This is a genomic window from Amycolatopsis sp. AA4, assembly GCF_002796545.1.
Classification (GTDB): Bacteria; Actinomycetota; Actinomycetes; order Mycobacteriales; family Pseudonocardiaceae; genus Amycolatopsis.
On sequence record NZ_CP024894.1, the window covers coordinates 1,294,138 to 1,319,457 of the forward strand.

At 68.5% G+C, this 25,320-nt stretch carries 25 protein-coding genes; 12 read left to right on the forward strand and 13 right to left on the reverse strand.

Translation table 11 applies throughout. The annotated features are described in order from the left end of the window. Nucleotides 1–60 precede the first annotated feature (60 nt). A complete protein-coding gene (locus tag CU254_RS06215) occupies nucleotides 61–1,245 on the forward strand; it encodes an MFS transporter (protein WP_009073823.1) in 1,185 nt (394 codons plus the stop codon). Here CU254_RS06215 and CU254_RS06220 read toward each other — a convergent pair. Further along, nucleotides 1,194–1,817, reverse strand: a complete 624-nt coding sequence (locus tag CU254_RS06220) for a TetR/AcrR family transcriptional regulator (protein ID WP_037712726.1) — start codon at nucleotides 1,815–1,817, stop codon at nucleotides 1,194–1,196. The genes CU254_RS06215 and CU254_RS06220 overlap by 52 nt on opposite strands. Nucleotides 1,818–1,972: 155 nt before the next feature. Here CU254_RS06220 and CU254_RS06225 point away from each other — a divergent pair, with 155 nt between their 5' ends. Further along, the gene (locus CU254_RS06225; RefSeq protein ID WP_009073826.1) at nucleotides 1,973–2,281 is read left to right on the forward strand and encodes a hypothetical protein; all 309 of its coding nucleotides are present in this window, start codon (nucleotides 1,973–1,975) and stop codon (nucleotides 2,279–2,281) included. 57 nt (nucleotides 2,282–2,338) lie between these two features. Here CU254_RS06225 and CU254_RS06230 read toward each other — a convergent pair whose 3' ends face one another. Together CU254_RS06230 and CU254_RS06235 are read right to left on the reverse strand one after the other, a co-directional pair. Further along, the gene (locus CU254_RS06230) at nucleotides 2,339–3,631 is read right to left on the reverse strand and encodes an MFS transporter (RefSeq protein ID WP_009073828.1); all 1,293 of its coding nucleotides are present in this window, start codon (nucleotides 3,629–3,631) and stop codon (nucleotides 2,339–2,341) included. Next, complete coding sequence (locus tag CU254_RS06235) at nucleotides 3,628–4,854, reverse strand: M20 family metallopeptidase (RefSeq protein ID WP_009073830.1); 1,227 nt, start codon at nucleotides 4,852–4,854, stop codon at nucleotides 3,628–3,630. Before CU254_RS06235 ends, CU254_RS06230 begins: the two co-directional genes overlap by 4 nt. A gap of 119 nt (nucleotides 4,855–4,973) precedes the next feature. On the opposite strand from CU254_RS06235, the gene CU254_RS06240 reads away from it, so the two are divergent. After that, nucleotides 4,974–6,008 carry an Lrp/AsnC family transcriptional regulator gene (locus CU254_RS06240; RefSeq protein WP_009073832.1) on the forward strand — a complete coding sequence of 345 codons (1,035 nt, stop codon included), beginning with the start codon at nucleotides 4,974–4,976 and terminating at the stop codon, nucleotides 6,006–6,008. Here the strand turns inward: CU254_RS06240 and CU254_RS06245 are convergent. After that, nucleotides 6,005–6,949: a GlxA family transcriptional regulator gene (locus CU254_RS06245; RefSeq protein ID WP_009073834.1), complete on the reverse strand. Its 945-nt coding sequence runs from the start codon at nucleotides 6,947–6,949 to the stop codon at nucleotides 6,005–6,007. The two genes, CU254_RS06240 and CU254_RS06245, sit on opposite strands and share 4 nt — an antisense overlap. Before the next feature lie 71 nt (nucleotides 6,950–7,020). On the opposite strand from CU254_RS06245, the gene CU254_RS06250 reads away from it, so the two are divergent. Then, a complete protein-coding gene (locus CU254_RS06250; RefSeq protein WP_037712728.1) occupies nucleotides 7,021–8,010 on the forward strand; it encodes a trans-acting enoyl reductase family protein in 990 nt (329 codons plus the stop codon). Nucleotides 8,011–8,015: 5 nt separating this feature from the next. Here the strand turns inward: CU254_RS06250 and CU254_RS06255 are convergent, their stop codons facing one another. The 4 genes from CU254_RS06255 to paaI are packed head-to-tail and all read right to left on the reverse strand — an operon-like array spanning nucleotide 8,016 to nucleotide 11,910. Further along, the gene (locus CU254_RS06255) at nucleotides 8,016–9,596 is read right to left on the reverse strand and encodes an SMI1/KNR4 family protein (RefSeq protein WP_037712731.1); all 1,581 of its coding nucleotides are present in this window, start codon (nucleotides 9,594–9,596) and stop codon (nucleotides 8,016–8,018) included. Nucleotides 9,597–9,641: 45 nt separating this feature from the next. After that, a complete protein-coding gene (locus CU254_RS06260) occupies nucleotides 9,642–10,232 on the reverse strand; it encodes a TetR/AcrR family transcriptional regulator (protein ID WP_009073839.1) in 591 nt (196 codons plus the stop codon). Further along, nucleotides 10,229–11,518: a phenylacetate--CoA ligase PaaK gene (gene paaK, locus CU254_RS06265; protein ID WP_009073841.1), complete on the reverse strand. Its 1,290-nt coding sequence runs from the start codon at nucleotides 11,516–11,518 to the stop codon at nucleotides 10,229–10,231. The genes CU254_RS06260 and paaK overlap by 4 nt, the downstream gene beginning before the upstream one ends. Next, entirely contained in the window at nucleotides 11,515–11,910 is a 396-nt protein-coding gene (gene paaI, locus CU254_RS06270; RefSeq protein WP_037716697.1) for a hydroxyphenylacetyl-CoA thioesterase PaaI, read from the reverse strand. Before paaI ends, paaK begins: the two co-directional genes overlap by 4 nt. Before the next feature lie 200 nt (nucleotides 11,911–12,110). Between paaI and paaZ the strand changes: the two genes are divergently transcribed. Genes paaZ through paaE form a run of 6 tightly spaced genes read left to right on the forward strand, consistent with a single transcriptional unit; the run spans nucleotide 12,111 to nucleotide 17,824 of the window. Further along, complete coding sequence (gene paaZ / locus CU254_RS06275; RefSeq protein WP_009073845.1) at nucleotides 12,111–14,138, forward strand: phenylacetic acid degradation bifunctional protein PaaZ; 2,028 nt, start codon at nucleotides 12,111–12,113, stop codon at nucleotides 14,136–14,138. Next, nucleotides 14,135–15,076 carry a 1,2-phenylacetyl-CoA epoxidase subunit PaaA gene (paaA, locus tag CU254_RS06280; protein WP_009073847.1) on the forward strand — a complete coding sequence of 314 codons (942 nt, stop codon included), beginning with the start codon at nucleotides 14,135–14,137 and terminating at the stop codon, nucleotides 15,074–15,076. Before paaZ ends, paaA begins: the two co-directional genes overlap by 4 nt. Then, complete coding sequence (paaB, locus tag CU254_RS06285; RefSeq protein ID WP_009073848.1) at nucleotides 15,073–15,357, forward strand: 1,2-phenylacetyl-CoA epoxidase subunit PaaB; 285 nt, start codon at nucleotides 15,073–15,075, stop codon at nucleotides 15,355–15,357. Before paaA ends, paaB begins: the two co-directional genes overlap by 4 nt. 8 nt (nucleotides 15,358–15,365) lie before the next feature. Next, the gene (gene paaC / locus CU254_RS06290; protein ID WP_037712733.1) at nucleotides 15,366–16,223 is read left to right on the forward strand and encodes a 1,2-phenylacetyl-CoA epoxidase subunit PaaC; all 858 of its coding nucleotides are present in this window, start codon (nucleotides 15,366–15,368) and stop codon (nucleotides 16,221–16,223) included. Beyond that, complete coding sequence (paaD, locus tag CU254_RS06295) at nucleotides 16,220–16,747, forward strand: 1,2-phenylacetyl-CoA epoxidase subunit PaaD (RefSeq protein ID WP_009073852.1); 528 nt, start codon at nucleotides 16,220–16,222, stop codon at nucleotides 16,745–16,747. Before paaC ends, paaD begins: the two co-directional genes overlap by 4 nt. Further along, nucleotides 16,748–17,824 carry a 1,2-phenylacetyl-CoA epoxidase subunit PaaE gene (gene paaE, locus CU254_RS06300; RefSeq protein ID WP_009073854.1) on the forward strand — a complete coding sequence of 359 codons (1,077 nt, stop codon included), beginning with the start codon at nucleotides 16,748–16,750 and terminating at the stop codon, nucleotides 17,822–17,824. It begins immediately after the preceding gene. A 333-nt stretch (nucleotides 17,825–18,157) separates the two neighbouring features. On the opposite strand, the gene CU254_RS06305 is transcribed toward paaE, so the two are convergent. The 5 genes from CU254_RS06305 to ccrA form a co-directional block, all read right to left on the reverse strand. Next, nucleotides 18,158–19,386, reverse strand: a protein-coding gene (locus tag CU254_RS06305; RefSeq protein WP_234392803.1) for an IS3 family transposase whose coding sequence is annotated in 2 segments (ribosomal slippage) — nucleotides 18,158–19,107 and nucleotides 19,107–19,386 — 1,230 coding nt in all. Because the reading frame shifts where the segments join, the coding sequence is not laid out codon by codon here. Nucleotides 19,387–19,692: 306 nt separating this feature from the next. Continuing rightward, nucleotides 19,693–20,799, reverse strand: a complete 1,107-nt coding sequence (locus CU254_RS06315; protein WP_037712738.1) for an adenylate/guanylate cyclase domain-containing protein — start codon at nucleotides 20,797–20,799, stop codon at nucleotides 19,693–19,695. 4 nt (nucleotides 20,800–20,803) lie between these two features. Beyond that, on the reverse strand, nucleotides 20,804–21,253 hold the full coding sequence (locus CU254_RS06320) for a universal stress protein (RefSeq protein WP_009073860.1): 450 nt from the start codon (nucleotides 21,251–21,253) through the stop codon (nucleotides 20,804–20,806). A gap of 57 nt (nucleotides 21,254–21,310) precedes the next feature. Beyond that, nucleotides 21,311–22,573 (reverse strand): chromosome segregation protein, encoded by a 1,263-nt coding sequence (locus CU254_RS06325; protein ID WP_050788397.1) that lies wholly within the window; start codon nucleotides 22,571–22,573, stop codon nucleotides 21,311–21,313. A 129-nt stretch (nucleotides 22,574–22,702) separates the two neighbouring features. Beyond that, complete coding sequence (ccrA, locus tag CU254_RS06330; protein ID WP_009073866.1) at nucleotides 22,703–24,043, reverse strand: crotonyl-CoA carboxylase/reductase; 1,341 nt, start codon at nucleotides 24,041–24,043, stop codon at nucleotides 22,703–22,705. A gap of 199 nt (nucleotides 24,044–24,242) precedes the next feature. Between ccrA and CU254_RS06335 the strand changes: the two genes are divergently transcribed. Both CU254_RS06335 and CU254_RS06340 read left to right on the forward strand, forming a co-directional pair. Next, nucleotides 24,243–24,611 carry an SPW repeat protein gene (locus CU254_RS06335; RefSeq protein WP_009073867.1) on the forward strand — a complete coding sequence of 123 codons (369 nt, stop codon included), beginning with the start codon at nucleotides 24,243–24,245 and terminating at the stop codon, nucleotides 24,609–24,611. Nucleotides 24,612–24,696: 85 nt separating this feature from the next. Next, nucleotides 24,697–25,290: a TetR/AcrR family transcriptional regulator gene (locus CU254_RS06340; protein WP_037712739.1), complete on the forward strand. Its 594-nt coding sequence runs from the start codon at nucleotides 24,697–24,699 to the stop codon at nucleotides 25,288–25,290. Nucleotides 25,291–25,320: the final 30 nt, after the last annotated feature.

Sequence of the window (25,320 nt, forward strand, 5' to 3'; positions counted from 1 at the left end):
CGTCCCTTCCGGCTTCGCGCCGGCCAGGTTTTGAACCGATCGTTACCGAAAGGGTTTCCCATGTCTCGAGTGCCGTCCGCGGTCTATGTACTGGCCGCTGGCATCTTCGCCATGGTCACCAGCGAATTCGCGGTCGCCGGGCTGATGCCGCAGCTCGCCGCCGGACTCGGCGTCGATGTCGCGCGCATCGGCTATCTCATCACCGTCTTCGCGGTCGCCATGGCGGTCGGCGGTCCGGTGCTGACGCTGGCCTTGCTGCGGATCCGGCCGAAAGCCGCGCTGATGGTCGTCTTCGCCGTGTTCTTGGCCGGAAACGTGCTCGCTGCGCTCGCGACGACATACTCGGTGCTGGTGGTCGCTCGCGTGATCAGCGGCGTGGCGTCGCAAGCGTTCTTCGGCATCGCGATTTCCCTGTGCGGGCAACTGGTCGAGGAACGCGTGCGCGGCCGGGCGATCGGCGTCGCGATGAACGGCCTGATGCTCGGCACCCTGCTCGGGCTCCCGCTGGCGACGTTCGCGGGCGGACAGTACGGCTGGCGGGCGGCGTTCTGGACGATCACCCTGCTCACCGTGCTCGCCGCCCTGCTGACGCAGTTCCAGGTGCGCGATCCCGGGCGGGCCGTGCGCCGGGAAGCCGCGGATTTCCGCGTTTTCCGGCGTCCGAAGCTGCTTCTCGCGCTCGTCTCCAGCACGCTGATCATCGGCGCGACGTTTTCCGCGTTCAGCTTCTTCACCCCGATCCTGACCGAGGTCAGCGGATTCTCGCCGGGCGCGGTCCCGCTGCTGCTTCTCGGCTACGGCGCGGCGACGGTCATCGGCAACAGCGTCGTCGGCAGGCTCGCTGACCGGCACACCGTTTCGACGCTTGCGGTGGGCACCCTTCTCAACGCGGTCTTCCTCACCGGCTTCGCCCTGTTCACGGACGTGCCCGCGGCGGCGTTGGGGTTCCTGCTCGCGATCGGGCTGGCCGGCGTGACGATGAACCCGGCGATGGCGGTGCGGGTGCAACGCGCCGGGAACACCAGTCCGCTGGTCAACACGGTGCACTCGTCGTTCATCACGCTCGGGGTCATGCTCGGTTCGTCGGTCGGAGCCGGCTTGATCGAGCCGTACGGCTTGCGCGCGCCGATCGTTCTCGGCGCCGCGACGGCGGTGGCCGCGGTCGTGACGATCCTGCCCGCGTTCCGGACGGGTCAGCCGGTGCTGCCCGCTCCGGAGGTCTGCTGTGCCAGCACGGCCGGGTAGGTGGTTTCCAGCAGCTGCACCAGCGATTCCACCAGGAACGCGCGCAGTTCGGCCCGCTCCAGGGTGCCGCGGACCAGCCATTCCCGGGACGCCGCGCGCAGCATCCCGCCGTACGCCCGGATCATCGCCCGCAGCTGCGGATGTCCGTTCTCCGGCAGCAGGGCCGCGGCGAGCACGCGGTCGGCGGCGATCTCGTCCGCCTCCCGCATGATCTGCTCGACCTCCGGGTCGTGCGCCGCGTCGATCACCGTCAGCCAGGCGTCGCGGTTGCGTTCCACGACGTCGATCCACCGGTCGATGCCGATCTCCAGGCGCAAGCGGGGCGGCCCTTCCGGCAGCGCGTCGACGACCGGGGCGGGCACGATCGTCATCTGCCGCACCACTTCGAGGTACAGCTCGCGTTTGCCGCCGAAATAATGGTTGATCAGCGGCCGGGCCACCCCCGCGGCCGCCGCGATGTCCGAAGTGGACACCGAGGAGTAGCTGCCCGCGCCGAAGCACCGCCGGGCCGCGGCGAGGATCTCGGCCCGGCGCTCGGCGGGGTCCAGCCGCCGCCGGGTTCCGCTGCTCACCGGGCCAGCCTCGCCGCCGGGCGAGGTCGTTGTCAACACGGCGCGGAGGCGACGGCGCCGGATGCCGTTACCCAACCGGAACAACCGGCCGGTAACTCCGGCCGCCCCGGCCGCGACCCATCAGCCGGGGGACCTGGGGCGAGCGGGAGCGGGCGATGGACGGCACGGACCAGCAGCCTCGGCCGCCCGGCCGGTGGGTCGGGGTGCGGATGCACTGCCGCCACGTCCGGATGGACGACCGGCCGTGCGCGACCGGCTGCCCGGAAGACGAGCTGACGGTGTCGTATCCGGGGATACTGATCAGCAGCTACGACGACGGCGAACTCGTGGAGGAGCGCTGGGTCCCGCTGGGCGCGGAGCCGAGCGAGGAGGACGACGAGGCGCTGATCGAACAGCTGCGCGCGGCGCTGTGGTGGCAACTGGGCGAGACTCAGACGGACAGCGGGGACTCGAACGGTCCGTGAGGGGAACCCTGAGGGACTCAGAGTCCCCCAGGGTTCCCCTCACGGACCTTGAGTCCACTATGGACTGACGACCGCCCGGTCGGCCTTCTCCGTCTTCTCCCGCAGGTCCGCGCCGCGGGTCTCCGGGAGCGTGAACGTGACCAGCGCGCTGATCACCATCAGCACGATCCCGTAGACGACGAACAGCGACGGATGTCCGTTCTTGGCGAACAGAGTCTGCAGGTACGGCGCCGTGCCGCCGAAGGCCGCGACCGCGATCGAGTACGGCACGCCGACGCCCACCGCGCGGATTCGGGTCGGGAAGATCTCCGCGTAGACCGCCGGGCCGATGGAGGAGAACCCGGCCATGAACAGCAGCGCGATCGACATCGCCACGAACAGCTGCCACGCCTGGTGCCCGACCATCGCGTTCAGCGGGAAGCTCAGCAGGAGCAGGCCCGCGATCGCGATGAACAGCACCGGTTTGCGGCCGATGCGGTCGGACAGTTTGCCCCACAGCGGCAAGGCGATCAGGAAGACCACGTTCGCGCCCACGCCGGCCCACAGCGCGCCGGTCGGTTCGACTCCGCGAACAGTGATCGCGTACGACGGAGCGGCGACGGCCCACATGTAGTAGATGACCGTCGCGCCGACGGTCAGCCCGACGACCTGTGCGAGCAGCTTCGGGTTCTGCTTGATCGTCTGCCAGATCTGGCCCTTCTCCTTCGCCGCCTGGAAGACCTCGGTCTCGCGCATGCGCAGCCGGACGTAGAGCGAGTAGAGGCCGAAAACGCCGCCGAGGACGAACGGGATCCGCCAGCCGAAGGAGACCATCTGCTGGTGGGTCAGCACGCCGGAGAGGACCGCGCCGAGCAGCGTGCCGACGAGCACGCCGCAGGTGCCGGAGAAGTAGATCAGGCTCGACCACAGTCCGCGCCGGGCCGGCGGGGCGACCTCGGCGATGTAGGTCTGCGCGGACGGCAGCTCACCGCCGTGCGCGAGGCCCTGGGCCAGCCGCGCGACCACGAGGATCACCGACGCCCACACGCCGATTTGCCCGTACGTCGGGGAAAGGCCGATGACCAGGCTGCCCGCGGCGGCGATCGCGACGGTCAGCGCCATCGCGAGCTGACGGCCCTTGCGGTCGGCGATCCAGCCGAATACCCAGCCGCCGATCGGCCGCGCGGCGAAGCCGACCGCGAACACCGCCAGCGTGCTCAGCAGCGCCGAAACCGCGCTGCGGGAGTTGAAGAACTGCGCGGCGAAGAACGACGCGAACGTGGCGTAGACGTTCCAGTCGAACCACTCCATCGCGTTGCCGGCACCGAGCCCGAACAGGGTGCGGCGACGGTCTGGGACCACAGAAGTCATCGCAGTGCTCCTTCGGCGAAACGGTCGAGACGGCGGACGGCGAGTTCGGCGTAGACGGTCGCGGCGCGCGACAGCACCGACGGGTCGAAATCGGCGTACGGGCTGTGGTTGTTGGGCGCGGTGTGCGGTTCGAGACCCGGCATCAGCGCGCCGAGGCCGAGGAACGTGCCCGGTACCGCGGCGAGCACGCGGGAGAAGTCCTCGGAACCGGCGACCGGGTTGGGCAGCTCGGTGTAGTACTGCTCGCCGATCGTCTCGCGGACGACCTCCGCGCCGAACGCCGTCTCGTCGACATCCGTTACGGTCACGGGATATTCGTTCTCGAACACGACGTCCGCGGTGACGCCGTTCGCCCGCGCGACGCCGTCGATCGTCTCGCGGATCGTGGTGTCGAGCAGCGCGGCGGTGTCGTCGGAGAAGCAGCGAACCGTGGCTTCGAACTCGGCGGTCGCGGGGATGACGTTGCGCTTCGTGCCGCCGCGGATGACGCCGACGGTCAGCACGGCCGGGTCGAAGATGTCCAGGCGGCGCGTGATCATCGTCTGCAGCGCGGTGATCATCGCCGCGGCGGCCGAGATCGGATCCTTGGCGCGGTGCGGCATCGACCCGTGCCCGCCTTCGCCGTGCACGGTCACGAGCAGCTTGTGCGAGGCGGACATCAGCGTCCCCGGACGGCTGGCGAACTGGCCGCTGGGCAGCATGGACGAGAAGACGTGGAGCCCGTACGCGGCGTCCACGCGGCGGCCGGCGGCGTCGAGCACGCCTTCCTTCAGCATCACGCCCGCGCCGTCCCAGCCTTCTTCGCCGGGCTGGAACATGAAGACGACGTCGCCGTTGATCCGGTCGCGGTGGGTGTGCAGCAGGCGAGCCGCGCCGACCAGCGACGTGGTGTGCAGGTCGTGGCCGCACGCGTGCATCGCGCCGTTGGTGGCGGCGAAATCGAGCCCCGTCGCCTCCTGGACCGGGAGCGCGTCCATGTCCGCCCGCAGCAGGACCGTGCGCGGCTCAGTCGCGTCGCGGGCCGAACCCTCGCCGCGGAGCACGGCGGTCACCGAGGTCGTTTCCGTTCCGGTCGAGATCTCCAGCCCGAGCCCGTCGAGTTCGCGCAGGACGCGTTCCTGGGTGCGCGGCAGGTCGAGGCCGATCTCGGGCTCGCGGTGCAGTTCGCGGCGCAGCTGCGCCAGGTCGTCCTGCTGGCTGCGGGCGTCTTCGTGGAGGTCCACCGGCTCGGCTCCTCTTCGTCGGGGAACGGCGTCTTGGTGGTCGAGTGTGCGAACTCACGTCCGATATCGGGTTAGAGTTGTCGGAATCGCTCGCGAACCCGCCTTCTGGAGAAGAAACAATGATCGACTCACTGGAGGAGGAAGACTTTTCGCTCATCCACGCCTTGCAACTGCGCCCCCGTGCGACCTGGACGCAGCTGGCCGCGGCGCTCGACTCCTCCCCGGTGACGCTGGCCCGGCGCTGGGAGCGGCTGCGCGACGGGGGAGCGGCGTGGGTGACGGCGTATCCGCACGTGCCCGGGCTGTATCAGGTGCAGGCCGCGTATGTGGAAATCCGCTGCGCGAGCGGACAGGTGCGCGAGCTGATCCGGGAGCTGTCGACGTGGCCTTCGGTGGCCAGCATCGAGGAGGCTTCGCGCGAATACAGCCTGGTGCTGACCGTTTTCGGCCTCGGCCTGCGTGACCTGTCCGCGCTGCTGCTGGACGCGATCCCCAGCCTGCCCGGAGTGCTCAACACCCGCTCGCACCTGGCGTCGCGGCTGCACGTCGAAGGCAGCTCATGGCGAGTCGGCGCGCTCGACCGGCGGCGCGTGCAGGCGCTCTCGCAGCTTCCGTCCATCGGCGGCGGGCGGACAGCCAAACTGCAGCCGTGGAAAGAGCCTTACGCGCCACTGACGGTGGCCCTCGGCGAGGACGGCCGACGCAGCGCCGCCGACCTGGCCCGGATCACCGGACGCCCGGTTTCCACTGTGCGCCGCCAGCTCGGCCACCTGCTGAGCGCCGACGCCTTGACGTTCCGCTGCGAGATCGCGCAGGGCCTCACGCCGTCGCCGATCGTGGTCAACTGGTGGTGCCAGGTCCCGGTGGCGCACGTGTCGACGTGCGTGGATCGCTTGCGGGCCAACCCGACCGTGCGGCAGATGGCGAGTCTGCCCGGTCCGGCGAATCTTCTGGTGACCACGTGGATGCGGTCGATCGAGGAATCGATGCGGATGCAGGAACACCTGGAACAGGACCTCGCGCCGCTGTCGGTGGTGGATTCGGCGCTGATCCTGCGGACGGTCAAACGGATGGGCTGGCTGCTCGACGACGTGGGCCGGAGTACGGGATTCGTGGTGACGATGCCCGCTCCGGCTCGGGAGGAAACGCCTTAGGCGAGCCGGAATGTCGCGCGGTATTCGGAGGGCGAGACGCCGAGCGCGGCGCGGAAGTGGCGGCGCAAGGTGGCCGCGCTGCCCATTCCGCAGCTCGCGGCGATCTGGTCGACCGAGGAATCGGTGCGCTCGAGCAATTCCTGCGCCCGCGCGATCCGCTGCTGGTGCAACCAGTTCAACGGTGCGGAACCGAACTCGGCGTGCATCCGGCGGGCGAGCTGGCGGGAGCTGAGACCGGCGTGGCGCGCGAGGTCCACGACCGTGAGCGGCTGGTCCAGCCGCGCCCGCGCCCATTCCGCGGTGCGTGCGAGGCCGGAACCTTCGGGAGAAGGCGGCGGGGACACGAATTGCGCCTGCCCGCCATGGCGATGCGGCGGAACGACCAGCCGTCGCCCGAGGTCGTTGGCGACCGCCGCGCCGAAGTCCCGGCGCACCAGGTGCAGGCACAGGTCGAGAGCGGCCGTTTTGCCCGCCGAGGTGAGGATGTCGCCCTCGTCGACGTAAAGCACGTCGGCGCGCACTCGCACGCGCGGGTAGCGGCGGGCCAGGTCGTCGGCGTGCATCCAGTGGGTGGTCGCGATCCGGTCGTCCAGCAGTCCCGCCTCGGCCAGGACGAACGAACCGGTGCACAGCGCCGCGATCCGGACCCCGCTCGCGTGCGCCTCCCGGAGCGCGGCCGCGAGCGCCGGGTCGATCTCCTCGCCGGGGGAATCCGTGGAGGGGACCACGATCAGGTCGGCGGCTTCGCCGATCTCCGAGACGCCGATCGCGGGCAGATGCGGCAGCCAGTGCCGCGGCGACCGTTCCGAGCAGGCGACGACGACGTCGTACCAGGCGCCGGTGGGGGAGAGGTCCGAACGGTCGACGCCGAAGACTTCGGCCGCGATCGCGACCTCGTACAGCATCGCGTGCTCATGGAGGACGAGCACCAGTCGAGGCATGTCCGATACTGTACGCAACTCGTCCTTTCAGACACTCACCTCGGCGTGCGGGAGTGTCCAGACTCGACGTTATGACAGATTCCCAGCGCGTCCTCGTCTACGGTGCCAGCGGGCACACCGGAAAGTTCGTAGTCGAGGAGTTGCTGCGCCGCGGTTTTCAGCCAATCGTCGCGGGCCGCAGTCTCGCGCGCCTCGCACAGTTCGCGGATTTGGACCGGCGTGCGGCAAGCATCGACGACGGCCCCGGTCTGCGGGCACTCCTTCAGGACGTCGCGGTCGTGATCAACTGCGCTGGCCCGTTTCTGGACACCGCGCTCCCGCTCGCGAAGGCCGCGGTCGAGACCGGCGCTCATTACCTGGACGTCACCGCTGAGCAGCCAGCCGTCCAGCAGCTCTACCGGGAACTCGACGCGCCCGCCCGCGCGGCGGGAACGGTGGTGGTGCCCGCCATGGCGTTCTACGGGGGATTGGCCGATTTGCTCCTCACCGCCGTGCTCGGCTCGGAGACGTCCGCGGATGAGGTCGAGGTCGCCATCGGCCTCGACCGGTGGTGGCCCACGGAGGGAACCCGGGTCACCGGCGCCCGCAACACCGCGCCCCGCCTGGTGCTCCGCGAGGGCGCCCTGGTCACGATCTCCGCCCCGCCCGCGACCGGGAAATGGGACTTCCCGGAGCCGATCGGCGCACAGTCCACTGTGGAGCTGCCGTTCTCCGAGGTCGTCACCATCCACCGGCACCTCAAGGTGGGATCCTTGCGTTCCTGGCTGAACACCGCTCCGCTCAACGATCTCCGCGACCCGGACACCCCGGCCCCGAACGGACGCTCGGCTCAACGCTTCGCCGTCGAGGTCACGGTCGGCTCCGGGCCATCGACGCGTCGTGGCATCGCGACTGGGCGCGATATCTACGCCACGACCGCACCGCTCCTGGCTGAAGCGGTTGTCCGGCTCCTCGACGGCCGGTACCGCGGCTCCGGCGCGCTGGCTCCAGGCGAGGTATTCGACGCCGCCGACTTTCTGACGGCGATCTCCGACCCCGATTTCGAAGCTGTGTGGCGATAAACGGGTCAATCGGATGGGCGGAGCGAGCCGGTGAACTCTTCGAGGTGGACGTCGGCCCCGCGGAGCTGACGGAGGAATCCGACCGCTTCGGCGAGAAGGACCCGGCCGGTGATGGTGAGCGCGGCCAGTTGGGGAAGGCGGTGGCCGGTGGCCAGGAGGCGGGTGAGCTGGGTGGCGTCGAGGGTGAGCACGCGCAGGGCTTTGAGTTGCACCAGTTGGTCGATGGCCGGAATGTCGAGGCCATCGATGGCGAGCCGGGTGAGGTTCGGCAGGGTGGCCAGCGGGGAGAGGTCGACCGGGTGGGCGAGATGGTGGAGGGTGAGGTCCCACAACGTCGGATGACCGACGAGCGCGTCGAGGCCGACCCGGGCGGCGGAGATGGTGAGGGATTCCAGCAGCGGCAGCCCGGCCACGTTCGGGACGACGGTTCTCATGCGATGGGCCCCGAGCTCGCGCAGCCCGCCCAGCGGTTCGAGCGTTGCCAGATCGACGTCGATGCCGTCGCTCAGGTGACAGGATTGCACCACTTCCGGATCCTCGGTGCTGATCTCGGCGGCCAAGTCCAGTTTCGCGACATCGCGGACGAGAAGCACGTGGTTCTCGTAGGGGACGTCGTGGAAGGCCGCTTGGATCTCGAGCCGGGGATCGCCTTCATGGCGAGTGAACCGGCCCGCGCGAAGGGCGGCCACGACGTCGGCGAGCATCTCGGTGACCGACGATGCGAGCAGCCGCGCCACCTCGTCGCCGTGTTCGATCACCTGCCCGGACCGGCCGCCTTCCGCGGGATCGAGATCGACCGCGATCCACTGGTCGCTGTGGTTCCCGCCGAAAGAAAGCCACCAGTCGTTGCGAGACAAGCGTTTGATCCGACTCGGCGGCACCGCTTCGAACACCACGTCCGCACTGTGCGGCGGTGGGTCGAAGGCGGCACCGCGGTATGCGCCAGGCAAGCTGTAGTGGTAGTTCTCGACCACAGTGTCAAGCGAGTCGTGTGCGTAGTAGCCGAGCAACCCGGTTTCGCCGGAGTCCCAGCCGATCAACCGGTAGAGCGCTCGCAGGTCCTCCGGCAGCCGCGCCTGGATCCGCGCTTCGGCGGCCGCGATCTCCTCTTCGCTCCGCCCCGGCTCCCAGTCCGGCGCGTGGCCGGTGATCGCGGTGTATCGCTCAGCGAATTCCTCGACGAGCGCACTGACCTCTCGCACCGCGGCGGGGTCGGTCGGAGCGCTGGTGGGTTCGATGCCCGCCGGTCGCGGCATGCCCGGCGCCGGGCGCTGCGGGCAGCGGAAGTCCGGATCGAACTCGAAGCGGACCGGAGCGAGGGTGCTGGCGTCGGCGCTGGTCGCGAATCGGTAAGTGCCGTCGGCACGCAGCTGCACCTCATACGCCGCAGGAGGGCGGTCTTGTGGGTAAGCACCGTGCAGAATGTCGATGAGGGCGCGCCCGTTGTGCTGATCCGGTTGGTCGGTCCACGCGGCCACGCTTCCTGACGTGCCCATCGAAAGCTGCAACACCGCGTCGGACCAGCCGCTGCCTGCCCAGTCTCGGAGCCGTTCCGCCAGCGTCCGCCCGATCTCCCCCAGATCCATGCCGTCAGCGTAGCGAGAATTCCGTACGCACGGCACAAAATCGGATCAAGCGCGCAACCCGTCGAACGCCATCTTGCACACCGCGTCCGCCAGCTCCTCCGGCGACGCACCTCGCCGCGGGCGATACCACTCGATCAGCGAGTTCACCGTGCCGAACAGCAACCGCGCGGCGATTGCCGGGTCGATGTCCGGCCGGACGTCTCCCTCGGCTTCCGCCTGTTTCACCAAATCCGTTACCAGATGGTCGAACTCGCGCCGTCGCGCCAACGCCGCCCGCTCGGCTTTCGTATTACCCCGTACCCGCAGCAGCAACGTCACGAACGGCAATCGGTCCGCCAGCACCAGCACACTCCCGCGCACCAGATGCTCCAAGCGGTCGATCGCACGGCCGTCGAGCGCCTCCGTCGATTCCGCGACCTCGAACAACCCGTCCAAAGCCCGGTCCACCGCCAGCCGCAGCAACTCTTCCTTGCTCGGAACGTGGTGGTAGATCGCGGATTTCGTGATGCCGAGCTTGCGCGACAGGTCCTCCATGCTGGTCCCGTCGTAACCGCGGTCGTTGAAAAGCTTGACCGCGACCTGGAGAAGCGACTCCAGGTCGTAGCCAGGCCGGCCGCGGCGGGCGGGGGCGGTCACGAGCGTTCGTCCAGCACGCGGCGCATTTTACCGAGCGAGCGCTCCAGCGTGTCCGGGTCCACGACCTCCACCGAAACGCTTACGCCGACACCGTCCTTCACTCCGGCGGCCACCGCGGAGGCGGCCAGCGAACGGCCCTCGGCGGTGGTGTCGGCGCGGGCTTCGACGCGCACCGTCAGGTGGTCCAGGCGGCCGCGGGTCGAGCGGACCAGCTGGAAGTGCGGGCTCAATCCCTCGGTGCGCAGGACGATTTCCTCGATCTGCGTCGGGAAAACGTTGACGCCGCGCAAAATGATGAGATCGTCGCTGCGGCCGGTCACCTTCTCCATCCGGCGGAAGGCCGGACGCGCGGTGCCGGGCAGCAGGCGGGTCAGGTCGCGCGTGCGGTAGCGGATGATCGGCAGCGCCTGCTTGGTCAGCGAGGTGAACAGCAGTTCGCCGCGTTCGCCCTCGGGCAGCACCTGTTCGGTGAACGGGTCGATCACCTCGGGGAAGAAATGGTCCTCCCAGATGTGCAGGCCGTCCTTGGTTTCCGCGCATTCCTGCGCGACGCCCGGGCCCATCACCTCGGACAGGCCGTAGATGTCGACCGCGTCCAGGTCGAACCGTTCTTCGATCTCGGACCGCATCTGCTCGGTCCACGGTTCCGCGCCGAAAATGCCGACCTTCAGCGAACTTGCTCGCGGATCCACGCCCTGGCGCTCGAATTCGTCGAGCAGCGTCAGCATGTACGACGGCGTGATCATGATGATTTCCGGCTTGAAGTCCGTGATCAGCTGGACCTGCCGGGCCGTCATGCCGCCGGACGCCGGAATCACGGTGCAGCCGAGCTTTTCCGCGCCGTAATGCGCACCGAGACCGCCGGTGAACAGGCCGTATCCGTACGCGACGTGCACCTTGTGCCCGGGCCGTCCGCCCGCCGCGTGGATCGAGCGGGCCATCACGGTGGCCCAGGTGTCCAGGTCCTTCTCGGTGTAGCCGACGACGGTCGGCTTGCCGGTGGTGCCGCTGGACGCGTGCAGCCGGCGGATCTGGTCCTGCGGCACGGCGAACATGCCGAACGGGTAGCTCTCGCGCAGGTCGGCCTTGGTGGTGAAGGGGAACTTCGTCAGGTCGCCCAGTTCGCGGCAGTCGTCCGGGTGCACGCCGGCTTCGGTGAACTTCTTGCGGTACAGCGGGACGTTCTCGTACGCGTGCCGCAGGGTCCACTGCAGCCGTTCCAGCTGTAGCGAGGCCAGCTCGTCGGCGCTGACGGTTTCGGCGAGGTCTGCAGTCTGCGGAGTCACTGTGTTTCCCGGGTCTTCTCGATGACGCGGCTGCGGCCGCGGAATTCGGCGACGACCTCGGGCCCGCCGGGGGTCTCCCGGTGCACCGTGACGTCGTAGATGCCGTTGCGGCCGTAGCGGGTGCGCTCGGCGGCCGTCGCGACGAGGTGGTCGCCCAGTTTTCCGGCGGCGACGAACGAGATCTCCGCGCCCGCGGCGACGGTGACCGGCCCGTGCGTGTTGCAGGCGAGGGCGAAAGCGGTGTCGGCGAGCAGGAACACGTAACCGCCGTGGGCGATGTCGTGCCCGTTGACCATCGTCTCGGTGACCTTCATCGTGGCCACCGCGCGGCCGTCGGCCGCCTCGACGAGTTCGATGCCGAGGGAGCGGGACGCCTCGTCGGTGTCGAACATGGCGTGCGCGGCGTTGCGGGTCACGAGCTAGGCCTCCGGGACGGTGACTTACTGACCGAATGGCCGGTAATCCCGGCGCGAGCCCAGTAAAGGCCGCGATTCAGGCGGTGTCAAGCAATGCGGGGGTTCCGATCAGTGGGGAGAACGGCTATCCTGCGAATTACTGAACGTCCGGTTGGTAATTCGGCGAGAGGGTCGGCATGGTTCTGCTCCGCAGCTACGTCTCCGGGGGATGGCACACGGCGCCGGGCGAGGGCGTCCCGCTGCACGACGCGGCGACCGGGGAGGAAGTGGCCCGGATTTCGTCGGAGGGGATCGACTTCGCCGCCGCGCTCGACTACGGCCGCAAGGTGGGCGGTCCGGCGCTGCGGAAGCTGACGTTCCACCAGCGGGCCGCGCTGCTGAAATCGCTCGCTTCGCACTTGCGCGAGCACCGCGAAGAGCTGTACGCGCTGTCGGCGCGCACGGGTGCGACGCTCGGTGACTCGAAGTTCGACATCGACGGCGGCATCGGCGTCCTGTTCAGCTACGGCTCGAAGGGCAAGCGCGAGCTGCCGAACGACACTGTGTACGTCGAGGGCGCGGTCGAGCCGCTGAGTCGCGGCGGGACGTTCGTCGCGCAGCACATCGCGACTCCGCTGCAGGGCGTCGCGATCCAGATCAACGCCTTCAACTTCCCGGTGTGGGGTCCTCTGGAGAAGTTCGCGCCCGCGTTCCTCGCCGGGGTGCCGAGTCTGATCAAACCGGCCAGCCAGACCGCGTACCTGACCGCGCGGCTCGTCGAGCTGATCGTCGAATCGGGCATCCTCCCCGATGCCGCGGTGCAGTTCGTCGCGGGCAGCGTCGGCGACCTGCTCGACCACGTCACCGCGCAGGACCTGGTGTCGTTCACCGGTTCCGCGTCCACCGCGCAGAAGCTGCGCGCGCACCCGGCGATCGTGCGGAACTCGGTGCGGTTCAACGCCGAGGCCGACTCGCTGAACTGCTCGATCCTCGCCCCGGACGCCCGGCCGTCGACGCCGGAGTTCGACCTCTTCGTCAAGCAGCTGACCACCGAGATGACGGTGAAGGCGGGCCAGAAGTGCACCGCGATCCGCCGCGCGTTCGTCCCGGCCGAGATGCTGGACGACGTCGCCGAAGCGGTCAGCGCCCGGCTCGCGAAGGTGACGGTCGGGAATCCGAACGCCGAGGGCGTCCGGATGGGTGCGCTGGCCAGCCTGGAGCAGCGGGAAGAAGTACGTCGTTCGCTGAAGGCGCTGCTCGACGCGGGCAGCATCGTCTTCGGCGACCCGGACCACGTCGACGTCGTGGACGGCGACGAGGCGACCGGCGCGTTCATCTCGCCGATCCTGCTCAAGGCCGACCCGGAGCGCGCCGAACCGCACGAGGTCGAGGCGTTCGGCCCGGTCTCCACGCTGATGCCGTACACGTCGGTCAAGCAGGTCATCGAGTTCGCGGCCCGCGGCGGCGGCAGCCTGGCCGGGTCGGTCGTGACCGGCGACCCGGTGTTCGCGCGCGAGATCGTGCTGGGCGTCGCGCCGTACCACGGCCGCCTGCTCGTGCTCGACAGCGAGGACGCCAAGGAATCCACCGGGCACGGTTCGCCGATGCCGCAGCTGGTGCACGGCGGTCCCGGCCGCGCGGGCGGCGGCGAGGAGATGGGCGGCATCCGCGGCGTGCTGCACCACATGCAGCGCACGGCCGTGCAGGGCAGCCCGAAGGTGCTGGGCGCCGTCACCGGCCGGTGGGTCGAGGGCGGTCCGCGCGTCGAAGGCGAGCACCCGTTCCGCAAGTCGCTCGCGGAGCTGAGCATCGGCGACACCGTCGTGGCCGGCCCGCGCACCGTTACCCGCGCCGACATCGACCACTTCGCCGAATTCACCGGCGACACCTTCTACGCGCACACCGACGAGGCGGCGGCCGCGGCGAACCCGCTGTTCGGCGGCATCGTGGCGCACGGCTACCTGGTCGTCTCGTTCGCCGCGGGCCTGTTCGTCTCGCCCGAGCCGGGCCCGGTGCTGGCCAACTACGGCCTGGAGAACCTGCGCTTCCTCACGCCGGTGAAGGTGGACGACCAGCTGACGGTCACCCTGACCGCCAAGCAGATCACGCCGCGGATCGACCAGGAGTACGGCGAAGTCCGCTGGGACGCCGACGTCACCAACCAGGACGGCGACTCGGTCGCGAAGTACGACGTGCTCACCCTCGTCTCGAAGGAGCAGCCGTGACCGCTGTGGCAGAGCCGGAACTGGAAGCCCTGTTCGAGCACACCATCGAACGGGACCAGCGCATCGAACCGCGCGACTGGATCCCCGAGGGCTACCGCAAGACGATGATCCGCCAGATCGCGCAGCACGCGCATTCGGAGATCATCGGCATGCAGCCGGAGGGCAACTGGATCACGCGCGCGCCTTCGTTGCGGCGCAAGGCGATCCTGCTGGCGAAGGTGCAGGACGAGGCCGGGCACGGGCTCTACCTGTACTCCGCCGCGGCGACGCTCGGTGCCGACCGCGCGGACCTCACCGACAAGCTGATCAACGGCAGGCAGAAGTACTCGTCGATCTTCAACTACCCGACTCTGACCTTCGCCGACGTCGGCGTGATCGGCTGGCTGGTGGACGGCGCGGCGATCTGCAACCAGGTGCCGCTGTGCCGGTCGTCGTACGGGCCGTACGCGCGGGCGATGATCCGGATCTGCAAGGAGGAGTCCTTCCACCAGCGGCAGGGCTACGAGCTGCTGATGACCATGATGCGCGGCACCCAGCAGCAGCGGGACATGGTGCAGGAGGCGGTGAACCGCTGGTGGTGGCCGTCGCTGATGATGTTCGGCCCGCCGGACGCGGATTCGCCGAACACCGCGCAGTCGATGGCGTGGAAGATCAAACGGCACACCAACGACGAGCTGCGGCAGCGCTTTGTCGACATGTCCGTGCCGCAGGCCGAGGCGCTCGGGGTGACGTTCCCGGATCCGGAGCTGCGGTGGAATCCCGAGCGGGAGCATTACGACTTCGGCGCGGTCGACTGGGACGAGTTCAAGAACGTGCTCAAGGGCAACGGCCCGTGCAACGCGCAGCGGATCGCGCACCGGCGGCGCGCGCACGACGAAGGCGCCTGGGTTCGGGAAGCCGCGGCGGCGCACGCGGCCAAGAAAGAGGGTTCGGCATGAAGCACGACTGGCCGCTGTACGAGGTGTTCGTCCGCGGGAAGCGGGGACTGAACCACGTGCACGTGGGTTCGCTGCACGCGGCGGACGACGAGATGGCGCTGCACCACGCGCGCGATCTCTACACGCGCCGCAACGAGGGTGTGTCGATCTGGGTCGTTCGCGCCTCGGACATCACCGCGTCCTCGCCGGACGAGAAGGACCCGTTCTTCGCGCCCAGCGGCGACAAGGTGTACCGGCACCCGACGTTCTACGACATTCCCGACAACGTTCCCCACATGTGAGGTCTGGGATGTCTTTTGACAACGTCTACGAAGCCATCACCGAGGACAACGACGCGCGGTGGGCCTTCGGTACCGGATTCGCCGATCCTTTGTCCGGAGTGGACACTTCCGTGCCGTCCGGAGTGGACGGTGCGCGGCTGGCCGCGTACTGCCTGATGCTGGGCGACGACGCGCTGATTTTCTCGCACCGGTTGCAGGAGTGGGTCAGCAACGCGCCGGAGCTGGAGGACGAGGTCGCGATCGCGAACATCGGCCTCGACCTGCTCGGCCAGGCCCGGCTGCTGCTGGCTCGTTCCGGCAAGGCGGACGGCACTGACCGGTCCGAGGACACCCTCGCGTTCTTGCGGGCGGAGAACGAGTTCCGGAACGTGCGGCTGGCCGAGCTGGGCGGCGGGCACTTCGGGCACCTGATCGCGCAGCTGTTCGTGTTCTCGACCTGGCGGCTCGCGTTGTTCCAGCAGCTGGAGTCCAGCGTGGACCCGGTGCTGGCGGCCATCGCGGCCAAGGGTGTGAAGGAATTGGCCTACCACCGGGATTACGCCGCGCAGTGGCTGGTGCGGCTGGGTGACGGGACGCCGTTGTCGCACGAGCGGATGGCCGAGGGGCTGGCTGCGGTGTGGCCGTATGTCGACGAGCTGTTCGCGACGCATCCGGATGAGTTGGTAGATGCCGCTTCGTTGCGGCCGGAGTTCGACGCTGTGGTCGAGCAGGCGTTGACGGCGGCGACGTTGGAGCGGCCGGAGATCGGGGCTATTGCCGGGGTTTCCGGGCGTACCGGGCGCGATGGGGTGCATACCGAGCAGATGGGGTTCTTGCTGGCTGAGCTGCAGAGTGTGGCTCGGGCGATGCCGGGGGCGTCGTGGTGACCGCCGACGTTCTCTTTCCCGCGGAGGCGGCATCCAGCAGAGCGGTCGCGGTGGCTTCTACCGTTACTGATCCTGAGTTGCCGATGTTGACGCTCGCGGATCTCGGGGTGTTGCGCGAGGTGTCCGAAGAGGACGGTCGGGTTACGGTGTCGATTACGCCGACGTACACCGGTTGTCCGGCGATGGACACTATGCGGGACGACCTGGAGCATGCGCTGCGGGGTGCGGGGTATACCGAGATCGATATTCGCACTGTGCTGGAACCGGCTTGGTCGTCGGATTGGATCAGTGCCGACGGTCGGCGGAAGCTTGCTGAGGCCGGGATCGCACCGCCGGGGTCTGCGCCGCGGCGGGCGGCTGGACCGATTCCGTTGACGCTGGGGCCTTCGGTGCGGCGGGTGGCTTGTCCGCATTGCGGGTCGTTGGATACCGAGGAACAGTCTCGGTTCAGCGCGACTGCGTGCAAAGCGTTGCGGCGGTGCCGGTCTTGCTGGGAGCCGTTCGAACACGTCAAGGAGATTTGAGTGACTGCCACCGTTTCCCGTCGTGCCGGGTTCCATCCGTTGCGGGTGGCTGAGGTTGAGCGGCTCTGTGATGACGCTGTGGCCGTGACCTTTGACGTGCCTTCCGAGTTGGCCTCGGTTTATGCCTTTGCGCCTGGGCAGTCGTTGACCTTGCGCCGCGTTGTTGAGGGGCGGGATGAGCGGCGGTCCTATTCGATTTGTGCTGCGGTGGGGGAGCGGCCGCGGGTCGGGGTGCGGTTGGTGCCGGACGGGGTGTTCTCGTCTTGGCTGGTGAATGAGGTTCGGCCGGGGGATACGGTTGAGGTTTCCGCGCCGACTGGGTCGTTTACTCCGGATCTTGCTGCTGGTGGGCATCATGTGCTGATCGCTGCTGGGTCTGGGATTACGCCGGTGTTGTCCATCGCTGCGTCTTTGCTGGCTACGCCGGATGCGTCGGTGACTGTGCTGTACGGGAATCGGCGGACGGATACGGTGATGTTCGCTGATGAGCTGGCTGATTTGAAGGATCGGTATCCGGCGCGGTTGGAACTCGTGCATGTGCTGTCTCGGGAGCCGCGTGAGGCCGAGTTGTTCACCGGACGGTTGGATGCGGACAAGCTTCGGGCGTTGTTCGGGTCGATTGTGCCCGTTGAGGATGTTGATCATTTTTGGCTTTGCGGGCCGTTTGGGATGGTCACCTCGGCGCAGGAACTTCTTGGCTCGCTGGGGGTTCCTGGGGAGCGGATTCATCAGGAACTGTTCTATGTGGACGATGTGCCGCCGGAGCCCGTTAAGCATGTTGATCCTGCTGTGGCCGGTGCGTCGTCTGAGGTGACGTTGGTTCTTGATGGTCGGTCTACGACTATGAATCTGCCTCGGGAATCGTCTGTGTTGGATGGGGCGCAGCGGTTTCGGCCGGATTTGCCGTTTGCTTGCAAGGGCGGGGTTTGTGGGACCTGCCGGGCTCGGGTGACCGAGGGGGCCGTTGACATGCGGCGGAATTTCGCGTTGGAGAAGGCGGAGGTGGAGGCTGGGTTTGTGTTGACTTGCCAGTCTCATCCGGTTTCTGAGCGGGTTACTGTGGATTTTGACGCTTGAGTTTGGGTCGGCTCGTCGCCTTGGCGGGCGACATTGCCGTCGTCTTGGGTTGCGTGGGGCACCCCGAAGTTTGATTGTGCTGACGGTCTGGGGGTGCTTGTCAAGGCGGGAAAGATGCCTTGACAAGCACCCCCAGACCGCAGGGAGGCTTCGTATCGGGGTTGGGGGAGGGAGTGGGTGCCCCCGGTGGTTGGGTGCATCGGCGGCGGTTTGTTGCGCGGCTTGGGTGGGTGGTAGCGGTGGGGGCGCGGCGTGCGGGTAGCGCCCCAATGTGGCATTGGGTGCATGTGACGCATGAACCGCCCCGGGTTCGGTAGAGACTCGTTGTTGGGGTCAGGCGACCAGACTGATCAGGTCGCCGTCCTCGTACAGGGTCTCGAATTCGACGGGTGGCCGGTCGCCGCATGCTCCGTGGAGGCGCTGGGTGTTGTACCACTCGATCCACGCGGCAGTCGCGACGTCGACTTCTTGCTTATTGTGCCATGGCCCGTTCGGTTTAATCAACTCGGTTTTGTAGAGCCCGATGGTGGATTCCGCGAGCGCGTTATCGAGGGCATCGCCGACCGTGCCGATCGACGCGTCGATACCGGAATCAGCAAGATGCTGCGTGAATCGGAACGACGTGTATTGACTTCCGGCGTCGGAATGGTGGATCAGCTTGTCCTGCCCCTTTCGCCATCGGTAGTCCCGATGACGCAGTCCCTGCTCGATCGCGTCGAGCACGAGGTCGGTTTCCTTGGACATGCTCACGCGCCAGCCGACGATCCTGCGGGAGAACACATCGATCGCGAACGCGACGTAGACGGTGCCTGCCCAGGTCGCGACGTAGGTGAAGTCCGCTACCCACAACCGATTCGGTGCACCTGCCGTGAACTGGCGGCTCACCAGGTCCGCGGCGCGGGCACCGCCGGGATCGGACACCGTGGTGCGCACCTTCTTCCCGCGGACCGCGCCGGCCAAGCCCATCGCGCGCATCAGTCGTTCCACCCGGCCCCGGCCCGCCCGAACGCCTTCCCGGTTCAGCTGACGCCATACCTTCCGGGCACCGTACACCAGGTAATTCTCGTCGTACACGCGCTGAATTTCCTTCTTCAACTCCTCATCGCGAACTTCCCTCGCCGACATCGGACGGGAAAGCGCGGCATAATAGGTGGACGGAGCGATCTTGATCCCGAACTCGGTCAGCACGGCACAGATCGGCTCGACTCCGAACCGGTCCCGATAATCCGTGATGAACGCTACGAGCGCGGCGATCGAGGGTCGAGCTCCCTCGCGAAGAAAATCGATGCCGCTTTCAGGATCTCATTCGCCCGGCGCAACTCACGATTCTCACGCTCGAGCTCGCGCACCCGCTCCGACTCCGCAGTCGTGACACCCGGCCGCGCACCCTGATCGGTCTCAGCCTGCCGCACCCACCGGCGCAGCGACTCGGCCGACACCCCCACCTTCGCCGCGATCGACGTGATCGCCTCCCACTGCGACGAGTACTGCTCTACCTGCTCAAACACCAACGCAACCGCGCGCTCACGCACCTCACGCGGATGCCTCGAAGACCGGCCCATAACTCCATCCTCACTCACACGATGGAGCCTCCATCAAACCCGGGGCGGTTCACGCACCCAATGTGGCATTGGGTGCATGTGACGCACCCAATGTGGCATTGGGTGCGTGTGGCGCACCCAATGTGGCGTTCGGTGCATGTGACGCACCCAATGTGGCGTTCGGTGCGTGTGGCGCACCCAATGTGGCGTTCGGTGCGTCTGGCGCACCCAATGTGGCATTGGGGCGCATCCCGGGCGGGCGGCGGGTGGGTCGTGAGGGGAACCCTGAGGGACTCTGAGTCCGTGAAGGTGGCCCTCACGGAAGGGCTAGCGGCGTCGGCGGCGTTTGCGCGGGGTGGGGAAGTCTTCTGGTTCCGGAGTTGCCGGCGGGGGCGGGCCGCCTAGGCCTAGCATTTCTGCTGCCAGTTCTTGGGAAGACGCGAAGCGGCCGGTTGGTTTGTCCTTTGCTCGCCGCAATGCCGACGGGCGGAGGCGGTTGTAGCCGCGTACTGCGATGGGGCGGCGGGTGCGCAGGTCGAATTGGGGGAGCGATTCCAATTCCCCAGCCAGTTCTCGGTCTACCAGTACGGTCCCGGGGCGCGCGGCTGAAGTGAGGCGCGCGGCCAGGTTCACGACGGAGCCGTAGACGTCGCCGAAGCGGGAGAGGACCCTTCCCGACGCCATTCCGGCTCGGACTGCGGGGAGGTCGCCGTCCTCGCCGGTCCGTTCGGCTAGCGTCAGGGCGATTTCCGCGCCGTCAGCCGGAGTGTCGGCTACGAAGAGGACTTCGTCGCCGATCATTTTCACCACTCTGCCGTGGTGTTCTGCGATGACTTCGGTGGCTAAGGATTCGAAGCCGTCCAGGACCTGGGTTAGTTCTTCTTCGTCCGCTTCTCTCGTGAAACGGGTGTAGCCGACCATGTCCACGAAGCCGACGACCAGGGCGCGCGTTTCCAGGTCCTCGTCGGGGCTGGCGAAGGCGCGCCCGGCGAAGGCGGCCAGGTGGCGGCGCCAGACGTAGCTTTGCACCTGCTCCAGTTCGGGGAGCAGACGCTCGACGAGACGCGTCACCTGGCGGTCGCTGCGGGCCAGTTCCGGGTTTTCCGTGATCAGTTCCCACAGCATGTGGACCTGCCACTCGGCCAGCCTCGAGAGATGCTGGCCGAGGGCGCGGGTCACGGCGACTTCCATCCCGGGCGCGATCAAGCCCGAGCTCACCAAACCGTCGGCGATGCGCATGGCTTCGACGTCGGCGTCGGTGAACACCACCTCGTCGTCTTCGACGGTGGCGAAACCCAGCGCCCGCCACAGCCGGCGCGAGCGTTCTTCGGGTACTCCGGCCCGTTCGGCGACTTCGAGCCGGGTGTAGCGGCGCGGGCCGCCCAGCAGGGCGCGTTCCAGCCGCTGCTGCAGGTCCCGGGAAGTATCGGCCACGGCCTCAGGTGGTGTGCACGATCAGCACGTCGACGCCCGACTTCCGGGCCACCTCCGACGGCACCGAGCCCAGGATCCGGCCCGCGAGGGTGTTGAGGCCGCGGTTGCCGACCACGAGCAGGTCGGCCGAACGGTCCTTCACGACCTTCCGCAGCATGTCGACCGGCTGGCCTTCGAGCGCGACCGTCTCGATTTTCGTCGCTCCGACCTTCGCCGCGCGGTCCCGGGCGGACTGCAGCGTGTCCTCGGCGGGGGCGGACCCGACCACCTGGTAGGCCTCGTCGCCCAGCTCGTCCTGCGCGCGTTCCACGTCTTGGCGGCTGGCCGGGTGGTACGCGCACACGACGACGAGCGTCGCCCCGGCGTCGGCAGCCACCCCGGCGGCCTTGTCCACCGCGGCGAAGGACGAGTCGGACCCGTCCGTGCCCACCACCACAGTCCGATAGACAGCCATCCACAACCTCCCGGCGAATCGGTCAGCGGGGCGGCGCGGCCCCTTCGCGGGGGAAGGTTACTCGCCAGTCGGTTTTCCCGCCGGGCGCGGTTGCGGCTGCGGCTTGGGCACGTCGGACGTGCGCAGCCGGACGGTCTGCTCGACATCGCCGCTCGCGGCGGCCTTTCCGCTGGAAGCCGGAGCGTTCTTGCCGCTCTGACCAGCGGAATTCTGCTCGGCCGGAGTGGTCTTGCCGGACGCGGCGGTCGCGCCGCCGCCCGGTGCGGCGGCAGCCTTCGAGCCGTTCGTGCCGGACTTCGGACCGGAACCGTTGGCCTTCTCGACCGCGGCCTTGATGTCCGCGGGCACCTCGCCGTCCATCTCGCCGAGCACGTGCTGCGCTTCGGCCAGGACGGTGCGCGCCGAGCGGACCTGCTCGGCCAGGCTCGCCCGGACCGCGCGCAGGGCCTCGACCCGCTCGTTGGCCTGGGTGATCCGGCGGTTGGACTCGTCGGTGGCGGTGCGGACGCGGCGGCGGGCCTCGTCGGCGGCCTCCGCGAGCCGCGCGTTGGCCTCGGTGATCGAGTCCTGGCGGCGCTTGTTCGCGTCGGCGACGGATTCGCGCTGGCGACGGTCGATGTCGGCCTTCGCGGCCGTCTCCTCTTCCAGCACCTTCGCCCGGATCGCGGCCGCGTCCTCGGCGGCCTCGCGGACCCGGCGCTCGGCTTCGGCCTTGCTGGCCGCCTCCTGCTCGGCCAGCACGCGCATCGCCTCGGCGCGCCGGGTCGCCATCGCGATCTCGAAGTCTTCTTCGACCTGCGTGCGGCGGGCCTCGGACTCCGCGTCGAGCTTCTTGCGCTCGGCCTCGGCCTCGTCGGTGATCCGCTTGGCCTCGGCGCGCGCGTCCTCGAGCACCTTGCGGTGCTCGGCCTCCATCTCCTTGCGGCGCAGGTCCAGCTCGGTGAGCAGCTGCTCGTACCGGGCGCGCATGGCGCTGGCGTCGGTCTCCGCCTTGGCCCGGATGTGGCCCGCTTCGGCCTCGGCGCGGGCGCGGGTGTCCGCGGCCTCGTCCTGCGCCAGCCGCAGCATCCGCTGGAGGCGCTCGGACAGGCCTTCGACGCTCGTCGGCGGCTGCGCGAGCCGGTCCACCTGACCGCGGAGGTCGGCGATCTCGCCGCGCGCGACTTCCAGCTGCCGGGCCAGATCGCCGGCTTGGGCGATGGCGGCGTCGCGGTCGGCGGTGAGCATCTTCAGGTCGCCGTCGAGCCGTTCCAGGTGCTCGTCGACCTGGGCCCGGCTGTACCCCCGCTTCGCTACGTCGAAGCCGGCTCCCAGCGGCACGAGTTCGCGTTCATCGCCAAGACTCATGACACCACCGTAGTCGCTCCGCGGTCACGGACGGGTGAGCACCCACGGGGTCCGGCCGCTCGTGCGGCGAGCGGCCGGACCGAAGAGGCAGGTGGTCCGCCCTCACGCGCCGCGGAACGCGTTGATGCCGTCGAGGTGCTTCGCGCGCAGCTCCTCGTCTCGCACGCCGAGTCCTTCCTCGGGAGCGAGCGCGAGCACGCCGACCTTGCCCTGGTGCGCGTTGCGGTGCACGTCAAGGGCGGCCTGGCCGGTTTCTTCCAGCGAGTACGTCTTCGACAGCGTCGGGTGGATGAGGCCCTTCGCGATCAGCCGGTTGGCCTCCCACGATTCGCGGTAGTTCGCGAAGTGCGAGCCGATGATCCGCTTGAGGTTCATCCACAGGTACCGGTTGTCGTACTGGTGCATGTACCCCGAGGTGGACGCACAGGTGACGATGGTGCCGCCCTTGCGCGCGGCGTAGACGGACGCGCCGAAGGTCTCGCGGCCCGGGTGCTCGAACACGATGTCCGGGTCCTCGCCGCCGGTCAGCTCGCGGATCTTCGCGCCGAACCGCTGCCATTCCTTCGGGTCCTGCTCGTTCTCGTTCTTCCAGAACTGGTAGCCCTCGGCGGTGCGGTCGATGATCAGCTCCGCGCCCAGCTTGCGGCAGATCTCGGCCTTTTCGGGGCTGGACACGACGCACACCGGGATCGCGCCGCCGTTGAGCGCGTACTGCGTCGCGTACGAGCCGAGACCGCCGGACGCGCCCCAGATCAGCACGACGTCGCCCTGCTTCATGTCCGCGCCGTTGCGCGAGACCAGCTGCCGGTAGGCGGTCGAGTTCACCAGGCCGGGGGAGGCGGCTTCCTCCCAGGTCAGGTGCCCCGGCTTCGGCATCAGCTGGTTCGCCTTGACCAGCGCGATCTCGGCGAGCCCGCCGAAGTTCGTCTCGAAGCCCCAGATCCGCTGCTCGGTGTCGAGCATCGTGTCGTTGTGCCCGTCCGGGCCTTCCAGCTCGACGTTCAGGCAGTGCGCGACGACCTCGTCGCCCGGCTTCCAGTTGTGCACGCCCGCGCCGGTGCGCAGCACGACGCCGGACAGGTCGGAACCGACCACGTGATACGGCAGGTCGTGCCGCTTGGCCAGCGGCGAGAGCTTGCCGTACTTGCGGAGGAACTTGAACGTCGGGATCGGCTCGAAGATCGACGTCCAGACGGTGTTGTAGTTGATCGCGCTGGCCATCACCGCGACGAGCGCCTCGCCCGGACCCAGTTCCGGCGTCGGGACCTCGTCCACGTGCAGCGAACGGCGCGGGTCCTTGTCGCGGCTTTCGAGGCCTTCGAACATGTCGACCTCGTCGGCGTGCACGGTGACGCCCCGGTAGCTCTCGGGCACGGGCAGCTCGGCGATCGCGTCGAGGCGGCCTTCGAGGATCGCCTGCTGGATCTCGTCGAGGTGCGTCATCGGGAACCTCCAGGGGTCGGTCGCGGCGCGACAGGACGAAATTACTCGTCGGTAACCGGGGGCCTCACTGTACGAGACACACCCCCCGCGCACGAGTCGAAGTGTGACGCACGAATCTTGACCGGCTGGCCAGTCAAGGCGCATAGTCGGCAGTGGGAAATCTCCCTGAACGGCTCTTTTCCGGCGGAGGTGAGCACGAATGAGTGAAGTCTCGACGCGCGCCTGGACGCGGCCCTACGACTGGGCCGAGGTCGTGATTGGTGTTGTCGCCGCTCTTTCACCCCTTTGGCTGAGCACGAACACCACGATGGTGTGGACGATGGTGATCCTCGGCGCGCTGATCGCGATCGACGGCCTGGTGTCGCTCGCGGCGCCAGGCATGGTTTACGGCGAGGGCGTGCAGATCGTCCTCGGCGCGTTGCTGTTCATCGCGCCGTGGGTGATGGGGTATACGGAATTCAACGGGGCGTCGTGGACGTCCTGGGTCGGCGGTGCGCTGACGATCATCGCCGGCGCGGCCGCGATGCCGGAGGCCAACGCCGCCCACCGGATGGCGGGCCAGCACTGACGGGGCAGCGGAGCCTCGCGAGGACGGATTGGCAGAGCGTGGCGAAGCCACTCCGTTGAGGGTGGCGGAGGGGAGGAAGGCGGAGATGACCGACGACTCGGCGAAGGAACGGATCCTGTGCGCGGCGGAGGAACTGTTCGCCGAGTCCGGCTTCGAAGCGACCCCGACGTCCCGCATCGCGGAGCGCGCCGGGGTCCCGAAGGGCCTGGTCCACTATTACTTCCGCCGCAAGTCCGACCTGCTGGCCGCGTTGGTCGACCGGCTGCCGGACGAACGCATCGAACCCGCCGCGGTCGTCGTTCCCGGCGACCTGGCGGGTTCCCTGCGCAGACTGGTCGGCGAACTCGACCGCCGGTTCGCCGGTTCGCTCGGCCTGTCGCATCTGCTGTGGCGCGAGGCCGACACCCACCACGTGGTCCGCGACGCGCTGTCCGAACGCTTCCAGCACCTGGTCCGGCTGATGCGATCGGTGATCGTGGCCGCGACCGGCGGACGGCTCGCCGGGGCGGACATCGACAACGCGTCCGGCCTTCTGGCGCGCGCTGTTACTCATCGGCACGCGACGGCCCGGCACACCGGGGACGACCGGCCCGCGGAGTTCGACGGCGAGCTGACGTTCGTGGCGAACGCGTTGTCGGCTCGGGTGCCGAAGGGGAAGCCGCCCGCTTCGGCGGTGTGACGCTGCCGCCTACCTATCCCGAACGCGACT

What these genes read in the sequence shown, in the direction of transcription:
- CU254_RS06215 (WP_009073823.1), top strand. Translation starts at nt 61, where the DNA reads ATGTCTCGAGTGCCGTCCGCGGTCTATGTACTGGCCGCTGGCATCTTC.
- CU254_RS06225 (WP_009073826.1), top strand. Translation starts at nt 1,973, where the DNA reads ATGGACGGCACGGACCAGCAGCCTCGGCCGCCCGGCCGGTGGGTCGGG.
- CU254_RS06230 (WP_009073828.1), bottom strand. Translation starts at nt 3,631, where the DNA reads ATGACTTCTGTGGTCCCAGACCGTCGCCGCACCCTGTTCGGGCTCGGT.
- CU254_RS06240 (WP_009073832.1), top strand. Translation starts at nt 4,974, where the DNA reads ATGATCGACTCACTGGAGGAGGAAGACTTTTCGCTCATCCACGCCTTG.
- CU254_RS06245 (WP_009073834.1), bottom strand. Translation starts at nt 6,949, where the DNA reads ATGCCTCGACTGGTGCTCGTCCTCCATGAGCACGCGATGCTGTACGAG.
- CU254_RS06250 (WP_037712728.1), top strand. Translation starts at nt 7,021, where the DNA reads ATGACAGATTCCCAGCGCGTCCTCGTCTACGGTGCCAGCGGGCACACC.
- CU254_RS06255 (WP_037712731.1), bottom strand. Translation starts at nt 9,596, where the DNA reads ATGGATCTGGGGGAGATCGGGCGGACGCTGGCGGAACGGCTCCGAGAC.
- paaI (WP_037716697.1), bottom strand. Translation starts at nt 11,910, where the DNA reads ATGTTCGACACCGACGAGGCGTCCCGCTCCCTCGGCATCGAACTCGTC.
- paaZ (WP_009073845.1), top strand. Translation starts at nt 12,111, where the DNA reads ATGGTTCTGCTCCGCAGCTACGTCTCCGGGGGATGGCACACGGCGCCG.
- paaB (WP_009073848.1), top strand. Translation starts at nt 15,073, where the DNA reads ATGAAGCACGACTGGCCGCTGTACGAGGTGTTCGTCCGCGGGAAGCGG.
- paaC (WP_037712733.1), top strand. Translation starts at nt 15,366, where the DNA reads ATGTCTTTTGACAACGTCTACGAAGCCATCACCGAGGACAACGACGCG.
- CU254_RS06320 (WP_009073860.1), bottom strand. Translation starts at nt 21,253, where the DNA reads ATGGCTGTCTATCGGACTGTGGTGGTGGGCACGGACGGGTCCGACTCG.
- ccrA (WP_009073866.1), bottom strand. Translation starts at nt 24,043, where the DNA reads ATGACGCACCTCGACGAGATCCAGCAGGCGATCCTCGAAGGCCGCCTC.
- CU254_RS06335 (WP_009073867.1), top strand. Translation starts at nt 24,243, where the DNA reads ATGAGTGAAGTCTCGACGCGCGCCTGGACGCGGCCCTACGACTGGGCC.
- CU254_RS06340 (WP_037712739.1), top strand. Translation starts at nt 24,697, where the DNA reads ATGACCGACGACTCGGCGAAGGAACGGATCCTGTGCGCGGCGGAGGAA.